10 protein-coding genes and 1 other RNA gene are annotated in these 12568 nt (G+C 66.0%); 5 read left to right on the top strand and 6 right to left on the bottom strand.

All coding sequences use genetic code 11. The features are described from left to right. Positions 1-449: 449 nt before the first annotated feature. The 5 genes from AC1KVE_RS01465 (at position 450) to AC1KVE_RS01445 (ending at position 5345) form a co-directional block, all read left to right on the top strand. Positions 450-842 (top strand): PTS sugar transporter subunit IIA, encoded by a 393-nt coding sequence (locus tag AC1KVE_RS01465; protein WP_016904612.1) that lies wholly within the window; start codon positions 450-452, stop codon positions 840-842. After that, complete coding sequence (locus AC1KVE_RS01460; RefSeq protein WP_016904613.1) at positions 835-1104, top strand: HPr family phosphocarrier protein; 270 nt, start codon at positions 835-837, stop codon at positions 1102-1104. The genes AC1KVE_RS01465 and AC1KVE_RS01460 overlap by 8 nt, the downstream gene beginning before the upstream one ends. Before the next feature lie 58 nt (positions 1105-1162). Next, a complete protein-coding gene (gene ptsP, locus AC1KVE_RS01455) occupies positions 1163-2893 on the top strand; it encodes a phosphoenolpyruvate--protein phosphotransferase (RefSeq protein WP_054591463.1) in 1731 nt (576 codons plus the stop codon). Positions 2894-3036: 143 nt separating this feature from the next. Continuing rightward, a complete protein-coding gene (mgtE, locus tag AC1KVE_RS01450) occupies positions 3037-4398 on the top strand; it encodes a magnesium transporter (RefSeq protein WP_024938734.1) in 1362 nt (453 codons plus the stop codon). A 107-nt stretch (positions 4399-4505) separates the two neighbouring features. Continuing rightward, entirely contained in the window at positions 4506-5345 is an 840-nt protein-coding gene (locus AC1KVE_RS01445; RefSeq protein ID WP_181142494.1) for a carboxylesterase family protein, read from the top strand. Between the two features lie 37 nt (positions 5346-5382). Here AC1KVE_RS01445 and cydB read toward each other — a convergent pair whose 3' ends face one another. From cydB to AC1KVE_RS01415, 6 genes are all read right to left on the bottom strand, one after another. After that, complete coding sequence (gene cydB / locus AC1KVE_RS01440) at positions 5383-6399, bottom strand: cytochrome d ubiquinol oxidase subunit II (protein WP_039519768.1); 1017 nt, start codon at positions 6397-6399, stop codon at positions 5383-5385. Next, positions 6399-7796: a cytochrome ubiquinol oxidase subunit I gene (locus AC1KVE_RS01435; RefSeq protein WP_481091994.1), complete on the bottom strand. Its 1398-nt coding sequence runs from the start codon at positions 7794-7796 to the stop codon at positions 6399-6401. The genes cydB and AC1KVE_RS01435 overlap by 1 nt, the downstream gene beginning before the upstream one ends. 186 nt (positions 7797-7982) lie before the next feature. Then, a non-coding RNA gene (locus AC1KVE_RS01430) (sX9 sRNA) lies at positions 7983-8059 on the bottom strand. A 221-nt stretch (positions 8060-8280) separates the two neighbouring features. Further along, positions 8281-9510 (bottom strand): dipeptidase, encoded by a 1230-nt coding sequence (locus AC1KVE_RS01425; protein ID WP_481091995.1) that lies wholly within the window; start codon positions 9508-9510, stop codon positions 8281-8283. A gap of 286 nt (positions 9511-9796) precedes the next feature. Continuing rightward, the gene (locus AC1KVE_RS01420; protein WP_026064748.1) at positions 9797-11185 is read right to left on the bottom strand and encodes an amino acid permease; all 1389 of its coding nucleotides are present in this window, start codon (positions 11183-11185) and stop codon (positions 9797-9799) included. Between the two features lie 258 nt (positions 11186-11443). Further along, entirely contained in the window at positions 11444-12505 is a 1062-nt protein-coding gene (locus AC1KVE_RS01415; protein ID WP_046343682.1) for a pectate lyase family protein, read from the bottom strand. Positions 12506-12568 lie beyond the last annotated feature (63 nt).

Below are 12568 nucleotides of genomic sequence, written 5' to 3'. Positions count from 1 at the left end.
GATGACAGCTGTGCTTTGAAGCTTGGCCTTGCGGGTTGGCCTCGGCATCGGGTCCCTGCCCCGCGCTTGCTGTCGAGGCTTTGATCTTGGTGGCTCATTTGGAGCTGCAGGCCGCCTTTGTCACTGCTGCTTCCTTAGTTTTGCTGCGGGCGCAGATTGTTCGGACTGGCGCAGGCATTGGGTCTGCGGGAAAAACTTTTGATCGGTGCATTCGTCTGCGCGTTCTGATCGGGGACTGCCTGGCAAGCGCGCGCTGCAGCGTTCGCTTGTGATGCGGTTCGCATCGGCAGACTGCGGGCGTCGCGATCATTGCCATGCGGGCAGCGGCGCGCTTGCTGCATGCGCTGCACGCGACACGCTGCCGCGGTCCTAAACGGCTATTCATTTCGCAACACATCGGTGCCGGCAGACGCTATCGCGCGGTCATGCCGACCTGTTAACGTTTCGGCATGGCCTGTGGCATTCTCCTCATTACTCATCCCGGCATCGGCGCGGCGTTGTTGAACGTGGCGACGGGGCTGTTGCGGCAGTTGCCGCTGAAGACCGAAGCGTTCGATGTGCCGCTCGATGCAGACCTGGACGCCTTGTTGCCCCAGGCCTCGTCGGCGATGCGACGGGTCGACAGCGGCGACGGCGTGCTGGTCATGACCGACCTGTACGGCGCCAGCCCCAGCAATCTCGCCAGCCGGTTGGCAAAGCTCGGCACGCCGGTTCGCCGGGTGTCCGCGCTCAGCCTGCCGATGCTGCTGCGGGTGATGAACTACCCCGAACAAGGATTGCAGGAGCTGCCCGCCACCGCGGCGGCAGGCACCCGCAACGGAGCGATCATCGACGATGCTTGAACGCGAACTCATAGTTTCCAACCGACTCGGACTGCATGCGCGGGCAACTGCCAAGCTGGTGCAGACGCTGTCGTCCTATCGCAGCAACGCCACCCTGGCGGCCAAGGGCCGCGAGGTGAATGCCAAGAGCATCATGGGCGTGATGCTGCTGGCCGCCGGCCAGGGCACCAGCGTGGTGGTGCGGCTGGATGGCGAGGACGAAGCGCAAGCGCTGCAGGCACTGGTGGACCTGTTCGAGCGTCGTTTCGACGAGGACAGCTGAGCATGCGCCGCGTCGGTGCGGGGCTGACCGACAGGGCGCGTCCGCGCCAGGGCCGCATATGAGCCTGCGTTTGCGTGGACACGCCGCCTCGCGCGGCAACGCACTCGGACGCGCGCGCGTGCGCCAGAGCCACACGCTGGAAGTGGCCGAACAACGCGTGCCCGCCAGCCAGGTGGAAACCCAGCTGCAGCGTCTGCACGTGGCGATCGAGGCGGCACGCACCGAGATGCAGCAGCTGCGCGACCGCCTGCATGGCGCGCTTGCGCGCGAGGTCGGCGAGTTCCTCGAACTGCATGCGCTGCTGCTCGACGACCCGGAGCTGCTGCAAGGCCTGGACGAGTTGATCCGCACCCACCGCTACAGCGCCGACTACGCCTTGCGCGTGCAGCGCGACCGGCTGGCGGCGGTGTTCGACGGCATGGAGGACGCCTACCTCAAGAGCCGCATGGACGACCTGGATCACGTCATCGGCCGCATCCATGCGTTCTTGCACAAGCGCGCGCCCGACCTCAAGGGCGTGGCCGGCGAGATCCTGGTCTGCGACAACGTGGCGCCGTCGGAGCTGGCGCAGCTGCAGGCGCAAGGGGTGGTCGGCATCGTCACCACCGCCGGCAGCGCGCTGTCGCACAGCGCGATCCTGGCGCGCAGCCTGCACCTGCCGCTGGTGGTGGGGGTGAGCGATGCGGTCCAGCGGATCGACGATGGCGACGTGTTGATCGTCGATGCCGGCTCCGGCCAGGTGATCGTCGATCCCAAGCCCGAGCATCTGCGCGACTACCGCGAGCGCCTGCGCGCGCTGGCCAAGGAACAGCGCGAACTCGGACGGCTGCGCTCCAAACCCACGCGCACGCGCGACAACGTCGATATCACGCTGCTGGCCAACGCTGAATCGCTGGAGGACGTGGCCAGGGCGCACGCGCTCGGCGCCAGCGGCCTTGGCCTGTATCGCACCGAATTCCTGTTCCTGCAGCGCAGCGAGTTGCCGGACGAAGAAGAACAGTTCCACACCTATCGCGACACCGTGCTGGGCATGAGCGGGCGACCGGTCACCATCCGCACCCTGGATCTGGGCGCGGACAAGGCCGACCGCACCGGCCTGACCTTGAGCGATGAGGACAACCCGGCGCTGGGCTTGCGCGGGGTGCGGTTGTCGCTGGCCCGCCCTGCGGTGGCGCAGGCGCAGTTGCGCGCGATCCTGCGCGCCTCCGGCTACGGACCAGTGCGCATCCTGGTGCCGATGGTCAGCGGCCGCGAGGAGGTCCAGTTGCTGCGCCGGCAGATCAAGAAGCTGGCCGCGCAATTGCGCGAGCAAGGCCACGAGATCGCCGAGCACATTCCGCTGGGCGCGATGATCGAAGTGCCGGCTGCGGCCCTGGCGCTGGACTGCTTTATCGACGACATCGATTTCCTGTCGATCGGTACCAACGATCTGGTGCAGTACCTGCTCGCGGTGGATCGCAACAACGAGGCATTGGGCGAGCTGTATTCGCCGTTGCATCCGGCGGTGCTGCGCCTGATCGCGCAGGTGATCGCCACCGGGCGCGCGTACGCCAAGCCGGTGGCGGTGTGCGGCGAGATCGCGGGCGACCCGCGCTTCGTGCCGATGTTGCTGGCGCTGGGGCTCACCGAATTCAGCCTGCATCCGGCCACGCTGCTGGAAGTGCGCCGTGCGGTGCGCGACATCCATCTGGGCGAGTTGCGCGTACAGGGCGACAAGCTGCTGCGCGCGCGCGACCGCAAGGGCATCGAGAAGTGGCTGGCTACCGTCGCGCAGGGCCTGGCGCGCTGAGCGATCGCGTCATCGCGCAGGCGATGTTCTAACGCGTTGCGAGCGGCACTGTATGTTTCGTCACCGTGCGCAAGCGATAATGCCGTGCTGACTCAGCAGCGCGTCTTCCATCGGGACGTGTCCACTCTTCCAGGGAGCCGCGCATGGCCGAAGCCGTCCGCCACGACAAGACCGCGCGCCAGCTGCGACTGCTGTCCGATGCGCTCGATAGCGGACGCCTGGGCCCGGTACGCCGGCTGGTCAATACGCTGGCGCCGGCGGAGATCGGCAACCTGCTGGAGTCGCTGCCGCCCGGCAAGCGCGAAGTGGTGTGGGGGCTGGTCGACCCGGAAGACGACGGCGAAGTGCTGCTGCATGTCGGCGATGAAGTACGCGAAAGCCTGCTGGCCGACATGGACACCGACGAGATCGTCGCCGCGGTCGAAGACCTCGACATCGACGATCTGGCCAATCTGGTCGAAGACCTGCCCGACACCGTCATCGACGAAGTGCTCAAGTCGATGGACCGCGAGAACCGCGAGCGGCTCGAACAGGTGCTGTCGTACCCGGAGGACACTGCCGGCCGCCTGATGAATCCGGACGTGGTGACGGTGCGCGCCGACGTCAATGTCGATGTGGTGCTGCGCTATCTGCGCCTGCGCGGCGAGCTGCCCGACCACACCGATCACCTGTATGTGGTGAGCCGGCGCCATCAGTACCTGGGCCGCGTGTCGCTGGCCGCGCTGGTCACTCATGAGGACAGCACGCCGGTCAATCGCCTGATCGACGACGAACAACCGGCGATCGATGTCGGCGATGGCTCCGACGAGGTCGCACGGCGCTTCTCGGACCACGACTGGATCTCCGCGCCGGTGGTGGACGACAACAACATCCTGCTCGGCCGCATCACCATCGACGACGTGGTCGACATCATCCGCGAACAGGCCGAACACCAGGCCATGAGCGCGGCCGGTCTGGACGAGGACGAGGACATGTTCAGCCCGGCGCGGCGCGCCTTCCGCCGCCGCCTGATCTGGCTGGGCATCAACCTGTGCACCGCGTTCATTGCATCCAGTGTGGTCAGCCGCTTCGAAGGCACGATCGAGAAGCTGGTGGCGCTGGCGGCGTTGATGCCGATCGTCGCCGGCATGGGCGGCAACGCCGGCACCCAGGTGCTGGCCCTGATGGTGCGCGGCCTGGCGCTGGGCCAGATCGGCTCTTCCAACGTGATGACCCTGCTCAAGAAGGAGCTCACCGTCGCGCTGATCAACGGCCTGGTGCTGGGCGTGGGCCTGGGCCTGATCGTGCTGGCCTGGTTCCAGCAGCCGATGCTGTCGCTGGTGATCGGCACCGCGCTGACCTTGAACATGCTCACCGCCGCATTCGGCGGGGTGCTGGTGCCGGTGACGCTGAAACGCCTGGGCTTCGATCCGGCATTGGCCGGCGGGGTGATCCTGACCACGCTGACCGACGTGATGGGGTTCCTGAGCTTCCTCGGCCTGGCGACGCTGATCCTGCTGCCGTAGTCGCCGTGTCGGGCCATGACGATCAACGTTGCACCGAGCACACCGCAGCGACAATCAGATGAATATTCGACAGAAATCGTCGCAGCGCGACATGCCAGCACAGCTGCATGCGGCGATACTGCGGGCATGTCATCGGTCTGGGGGTGTGCGTGATCCGTCGTTGTCTTGTTCTTGCGATTCTTGCGCTGCTGCTGGCCGGCTGTTCCAGCATGGCTGAGCGCCACCACGACGGGCGCCGCGGCCATTTCGTCACCCGCACGCTGCAGCTGGAAGGACGGCTCTACCGCTATCAGGTGTTCGTGCCGACCTCCAAGGCGCCGCAACCACGCCCCATCGTGCTGTTCCTGCATGGCTCGGGCGAACGCGGCGACAACGGGCGCGATCAGGCCGAAGTGGGCGTCGGGCCTTACCTGAGCGAACACACCGCCGAGTTCCCGGCGCTGGTGGTGCTGCCGCAGGTGCCCGACGACGAGGAGTGGCTGGGCATCAATGCACGCATGGCGATCGCCGCGCTGGATGCGGCCAGCGCCGAATTCGGTGCCGATCCGCAGCGCACCTATCTCACCGGCATCTCGATGGGCGGCTATGGCGCCTGGGAAATCGGCCTGATGCAACCGCAGCGCTTTGCCGCGATCGTGCCGATCTGCGGTGCGCTCAAGGCGCCACGCGATGAGCGTCGCACGCTCTACGTCAGCCTGGTGGCCAAGGAGGCCGACCCGTATACCGCTGCGGTCACCCAGCTCAAACACGTGCCGATCTGGATGTTCCATGGCGCCAAGGACGACTCGGTGCCACCGCACGACGACCGTGCGCTGTACCGCGCCGCCAAGGGCATCGGCGCCAACGTGCGCTACAGCGAATATCCGGACGGCAACCACAACGCCTGGGACGCGACCTACGCAGACCCGGCGATGTGGGAGTGGATGTTCAGGCAACGCCTGCGCTAAGCGGGCGGCGCACCGCGCCGATACGGTCTGCGCCCGCTCAGTGGTGATAGCCGGTATCGGCGGTGATCTTGCCGCGGAACACGCGGTACGACCACACCGTGTAGCCCAGGATCAGCGGCAGCAGCACCACCAAACCGATCAGTGCGAACAGCTGCGACGACGGCGGCGCGGCGGCCTGCCAGATGGTGTAGACCGGCGGCACCAGATACGGCCACATGCCCAGCACCAGGCCGAGGAAACCGAGCACGAACAGGCCCATCGCCAGCAGGAACGGCGGCGTATCCGGCCGCCCCGCTTCGGTGCAACGCCAGAGCGCGAAGCCGACGATGGCGACCAGCACCGGCACCGGCATCAGCCACAGGTAATGCGCACCGCTGAACCAGCGGTCCATCACATGCGATTGCAGCGACGGCAACCACGCACTGACCAGGCCGATGAAGATCAGCACGCTGATGGTCAGCGGCCGGCTCAACTGCCGCGCGAGCTGCTGCACATGACCTTCGGTCTTGAGGATCAGCCAGGTGCTGCCGAGCAGCGCGTAGCCGAACACCAGCGCCGCGCCGGTCAGCATCGCGAACGGACTGAACCAACCCCAGATGCCGCCGACATAGCGGTCGTCTTCGATCGGCAGGCCCTGCACCAGCGCGCCCAGGATCACGCCCTGCGCAAACGTGGCCAGGATCGAGCCGGCAGCGAAGGCATTGCTCCACAGCCGCCGCGAGCGATGCGCCTTGAAGCGGAACTCGAACGCCACGCCGCGGAACACCAGCGCCATCACCATCAACAGCACCGGCAGATACAGCGCCGACAGGATCACCGCATACGCCTTGGGAAACGCCGCCAGCAGCCCTGCCCCGCCCAGCACCAGCCAGGTCTCGTTGCCGTCCCAGATCGGCGCGGCGGTATTCATCATCAGATCCAGCTGCGCTTCGTCCTTGCGGAACGGCGCCAGGATGCCGATGCCGAGCACGAAGCCGTCCAGCACCACGTACATCAGCACCCCGAAGCCGATCACCGCGAACCACGCCACCGGCAATACGCTGCTCATGTCCATCATGCGGCTCCGTCGATCGGTTCGTCGGCCGCCGACAGCGGCCGTGCCGGGGTGTGTTCGCCGTGGTCCAGCTGCGGGGCGTCATGCGGGGTCGGGCCGATCTTGCCGATCTTGACCAGGTACCAGATGCCCCAGCCGAACACGAACGCATAGCCCACCACGTACACCGCCAGCGAGATTGCGGTCATCAGCGTCGATTGCGGGCCCACGGCATCGGCAGTACGCAACAGGCCATAGACCACATACGGCTGCCGCCCCATCTCGGTGACGAACCAGCCCGACACCAGCGCGATGAAGCCGCTCGGCAACATCCAGCGCCAGGTCGCCAGCAACCAGCGCCACTGCAGCAACTTGCCGCGCCACCAGGCGAACGCCGAGACCCAGGCCACCACCAGCATCAACGAGCCCAGCCCGACCATGATGCGGAAGGCGAAGAACACCGGCAGCACCGGCGGGCGATCGGCCGCCGGCACCGAGGTCAGCGGCGCAATGCTGCCTTCCGCACTGTGGGTCAGGATCAGGCTGCCCAGGCGCGGAATCGCCACCTCGTAATCGTTGCGCTCGGCCTGCGCATTGGGCAGCGCGAACAGCACCAGCGGAAACCCCTTGCCCTGGCCCTCGTCATGCCAGTGCGCTTCCATCGCCGCGATCTTCATCGGCTGGTGCTTGAGCGTGTTCAAGCCATGCATGTCGCCGACGAAGATCTGCAGCGGCACGGTGATCGCCGCGAAGGCCACCGCCAGCTTGAGCATGCGCAGCCCGGCCTCGCGATGCACGCCGCGGTGCAGATACCACGCCCCCACCGCACCGACCACAAAGCAGGTGGTGATGAACGAGCCCAGCGCCATATGCGCAAGCCGATACGGGAACGAGGGGTTGAAGATGATCTTCAGCCACGCCACCGGATGCACGATGCCGTCCACCACCTCATAGCCGGCCGGAGTCTGCAACCAGCTATTGGACGACAGGATCCAAAACGTGGAAAACAGCGTGCCCAGCGCCACCATGCAGGTCGCCAGGAAATGCAGGCGCTCGGAAATGCGCCCCCAGCCGAACATCATCACGCCCAGGAAGCTGGCTTCGAGGAAGAACGCGGTCAGCACTTCGTAGCTCAACAACGGGCCGATCACGCTGCCGGCGATCCGGCTCAGCTCCGGCCAGTTGGCCCCGAACTGGAAGGCCATCACGATGCCGCTGACCACGCCCATGCCGAACGACACCGCGAAGATCTTCTGCCAGAAGAAATACAGCTCGCGCCACACCGGCAGCCGGGTGCGCAGCCAGCGCCATTCGAGAAATGCCAGCAGGCTGGACAGCCCGATGGTGAATGCGGGAAACAGCACGTGGAATGCGATGACGAATCCGAACTGGATCCGCGATAACAGCAAGGCATCCATGGAGAATCCTCCAGGAAAAAGATGGGGCAGCATCAGCGCACAGGTTGCAGGTCGGTCGCCAAACAACCAGTGCCGGTCGATCGCGACCTCTGCGCTACGGGATCATGATAAGGACGGTCGTGCTCGTTCCCGATGCGACACGGCGTCGCATCTGCGGCAAATTGCCGCGCTTGTGCAGCCAGCAGCGACCCACAACATGCCGCGAGTGGTCGTCAGCTGGGTGCGGACGGCGCGCCCGGAACCGCAGCGCATGCGTGGTCCATGCTGACTCGTAGTACCGGCCGCGCCTGCCTGACGTTGTAGCCTTGTGGGCCCTCTCGGCGATGCTACACCCGGTGTGCACCGCAGCGCGCATTTCTCGCACGCAGACGCGTTGCACACAGGCCGGTCACCGCGATGCACCCGGCTCTCGCAGATGCACCGGCACGCGCTGGAAGGTCACCGCGCTGCCCCACCGCATCCGCACGCAGGGCACCGGAGAACGCTACGGCCGCACCCGCTCCCAGACCCGCAGGAAATTGCCGCTGTACACATCGACGATGCGTTGCGTGGGCCAGCCGGCATCCATCATCGCCTGCGTGAGCCTGGGCAGATCCGCGCCGCTGCGCAGACCGGTCGGCAGGCTGGAAATGCCGCCATCGAAATCGCTGCCGAAACTCAGGTGTTTCCACGGATCCTCGACAATCCCCATGGCAGCGATCTGTCGGGCGAAGGCTTCGTAGTAGCCGACGACAAAGGCGAGATCGGCATCCATGTTCGGCTTGCCGTCGGCCAGATAGGCATGTTGCAGAAAGTACGGCGCCAGGATGACGCTGATGCAGCCACCGGTCTGGACGATGGCGCGGATCGCCGCGTCGTCGAGCCCGCGGTCGAGATGACGCGACGGCCGCGTTTCGGCGCCACGGGTGACACTGCGCGAGGCGGCATGCGAGGCGAAGGCCGGCACATTGCGACGGACGCAAATGGCGCAGGCATCGAGGACGCCCTGGCTGGAGGTATGCGAAAGATCCACCAGCAGTCCGACATCGATGCAGCGCTCCACGACCTTGCGGCCGAATTCCGACAGCCCCGCCCCTTCGATCCCGCGCCACGGATTGAGCGGCGCATAGCCGGCCTGGGAGATGTCGGTATGGCTGAAATGGTTGAGCGTCACATAGGCGGCGCCGGCCCTGGCAGCGATGTCCAGGCGCTCCAGCCGCAGCGCCTGGCTGCGGACTCCGCGTGGGCCGAGCATATGCGCGCCCTCCAGCGACAGGATGGCGCAGCAAAGACCTTCGGCCCGAACCGCGCGCAGCTCGGCGGCGCTGCGTGCCAGCCGCATCCGACCCTTGCTCGCGGCCACCATCTCCTCGACATAGCGCTGATGCTCCACCCAGTTGTTCCAGGGGTCGAGAAACGGCGCGCCGAAGAGGTTCTCCCACAACGCGTGGGCGCTGAAGCAGGCAGCGCCGTAGCCGCCGGCCAGAAAGTCCGGGCCGCTGACGTGGTACATCAGCGGTTGGTTGCGACCTCTTGGCGAGGTCTTGGACATCAGCCAGAGGATCAGCGAGCGCCGCTGCGCTTTCCAGTCGCCCTTCCAGTAATCGAAGCCACCCAGGCGCGACAGATACAGCGAGTCCAGATGCGTGTCGACCGGATAGGCCAGCGCATGCACCGCCTCCAGGGTGCGGGCGGCAGGCAAGGCAGCAGAATTCTCGGACGAAACGGCATGCATGCACGAACCCCGGCGATGATTGCTGAAACAATCAAGGAATGAAGCGATGCATTTTCATCGTGTCGCGCTGGCGCGCCGATGTTTTCCAGCCAACCGATGCAACGAACGGAATCGGCCCGATGACAGTAGCCGAGCTGGATCGGCAGATCCAGCTACTCGCCTGTCTGATGGAGAAGGAAACCGCAAGACTGCTTGCGTGTTCTCGCTTCGACGGTGTGCAACAGCGCATTGCAGCCGCATTTGCGCCGCTGGACGATCACGCACTCAGCCGCGTTGACCTATACGCTCATGTCCGCGCACGCACGCGTCGCGCCACTTCGCTGACCACGGCGATGAAGACAGTCAGACCGACCATCGACAGGAACTGCGCGCGGGTGTCCGCCGAAGACGCCAGCAGCACGAAGATCACCGCCAGGATCGCCAGGGCCAGCAGGGTCAGAAACGGATAACCCCGCATGCGGAACGGCAACGCGATGCCGGCGCGGTCGGCGCGTGCGCGCAGGATCAGCTGCGACAGCAGCGAGATCGTCCACACCAGCAGGCAGGTGGCGCCGACGATGTTGAGCAGCATCGGCAACACCTTGTTGGGGTACAGCAGTTCCAGCGCGGCTGCGGCAAATCCGAACAGCACGCTGGCGATGACCGCCACCAGCGGCACCTGCTCGCCGCTGGTCCTGCCAAGCAGCCGCGGCGCTTCGCCGCGCTGGGCCAGCGAAAAGATCATCCGCGAGGCGCCGTACAGATTGGCATTGAGCGCCGACAGCAAGGCCACCACGGCGACCAGGGTGATGGCGGTGGCCGCGCCGGGAATGCGCGCCACCTCCAGCACGGCGGCAAACGGCGAGCTGAGCGCCGCGCTGGTCCACGGCACCACCGCCACGATCACGCTGATCGAGCCGATGTAGAACACCAGGATGCGCCAGGCCACGGTGCGAATCGTGCGTGCCAGGCTGCGGCCCGGGTCGGCGGTTTCCGCAGCGGCCACTGCGACGATTTCCGTGCCGCCGAAGGCGAACACCACCACCAGCAACGCCGAGCCGATGCCGGCCAGCCCCTTGGGCGCGAATCCGCCGTTCTGGGTGAAGTTGGACAGCCCCGGCGACACCACGCCGGGCAACCAGCCTGCCAGCAAGGCCACACCGATCAGCAGGAACACCACGATCGCAACGACCTTGAGGATGGCGAACCAGAATTCGAACTCGCCGAAATTGCGCACGCCGAGCAGATTGATCGCCGTAAAGGTGGCCATGAACACCACCGCCAGCAACGGCACCGACAATGCCGGCCATACCGAGGCGAGCAGGCCCGCCGCGCCGACCGCTTCGGCGGCGATCACCACCACGATCTGCAGCCACCACAACCAGCCCACCGTCGCACCGGCGGTCGGCCCCATCGCGTCGGCTGCGTATACCGAAAACGCACCGCTGGCCGGCTTGGACGCGGCCATTTCGCCCAGCGCGTTCATCACGATGATCACCAGCGCTCCGGCGATCAGGTACGACACCAGCACTGCCGGCCCCGCCGCGTGGATCCCCACGCCCGAGCCCAGGAACAGCCCGGCGCCGATCGCCGTGCCCAGGCCCATCATCATCAATTGCCGCGGTTTCAGCGCGTGGCGCAAGGTAGGCGCGGCGGACGGAGCGTGCTCAGCAACGGGATCGGTTGGAAGCGGCATGGACGGGCTTGCATGGATGGGATCGCGACACGATACCGCGTCGCGGGGCCTGCCGCGCCTCTTGACGCCGGCGCCGGAGCGAGGTCGATCAACCTTGGGGGGCGCTTGCCTGCATCCACCGCCAGGGATCACTGCCACGTGCAACCACCGGTGGCCGCCGTGCCTTGCCGCGAACCGGCCAGGCGCGAACCAGCTGCACCCCACAGACAAGAATCCCCGGCCAGGCCGGGGATCCATGTGACCGCACCCTGTTGTCGCTTACTCGGCCAGGTTGGTGCCCGCACCGGCGGTGGCGATCACCTTGGCCTTGACCTGTGCGGCCGGGGTGATGCTGTAGGTGTAGCCCAGCGGTTCGGGGAACACCTTGGTGGTGATCCAGTTGGTGGCGTTGGCGTACGGCTTGCTGCCATCCGGGGTGCCCCAGGTGATGCCGCTGCCGACGTAGTTGTTGATCAGGTCCCAGTAGCCGATCTCGCTGCTGTCGCGCGAGGTCACCGGGTTCTTGATGTTCTCGAAGTAGTTGGACTCGATCTTGGCCACCCCGCCCATGCGCACGTTGATGCCCGAGGTGGTGACGTTGTTGAAGTAGTTGTTGTAGATGTGGCTCAGCCCACGCCGTTGCAACGGCACGCGCGATTCGACGTTCTCGAAGCGGTTGTGGTGATAGGTGGTGCGCGCAGCCGAATTCTTGGTGTCGCTGTCGCTGTATCCGTTGAGCGCGACCTTCTGGTAGTTGTAGACGTGGTTGTAGGACACGGTGACGTGATGGACGCCCTTCTTCATGTCGATGCCGCCATCGAAAGACGCATCGCCGGCGCCCGAGCACTTGGTCAAGGAGGCGAACACGGTGTTGTGGTCGACCCAGATCTTGGACGGCGAGCCGCTGGAATTGCCTTCCAGCGAGATCGAGTCGGCATCTTCACCGCCCTGCAGCAGGCCGATGGTCATGTTCTGGATGATGACGTTGCTGGAGTTGCCCACCACCCAAAGCCCGAAGTTGGCCGACGAGCCGTTGGCCCCCTTGATGGTGATGTTGCTCTTGTTCTTGATCTGCACGGTCTTGGCCGGCAACTTCCACTGCGCGCAGACGTCCTTGATGCTGCTGAAGTCGAACTTGCCGGTGTAGTTGAGCACCAACCCGCCGCTGCCGGAATAACTGTCGATCGCAGCCTGCATCGCCTCGAAGGTGGTCACGGTGACCGGTGTCTTGTTGCCGCCGCCGGTGGTGCCGGCACCGTACCCGACCGGGCCGGCGATGGCGCCCGCAGCGCAGGCGGACAGGGCAAGCGCAACTGCGCCCTGAAATGTCTTGATGATCATGCAGCCTCTCCCAAAGTGTGGAAAAGCGATGCGTGCTGCCTGCGCCGGGGCGACGACAACAGC

The sequence above is a fragment of the Xanthomonas sp. NCPPB 2864 genome, assembly GCF_056675615.1.
The sequence above is the reverse complement of the archived record's forward strand: the minus strand, read 5'-3'. Positions and strand labels throughout refer to the sequence as shown.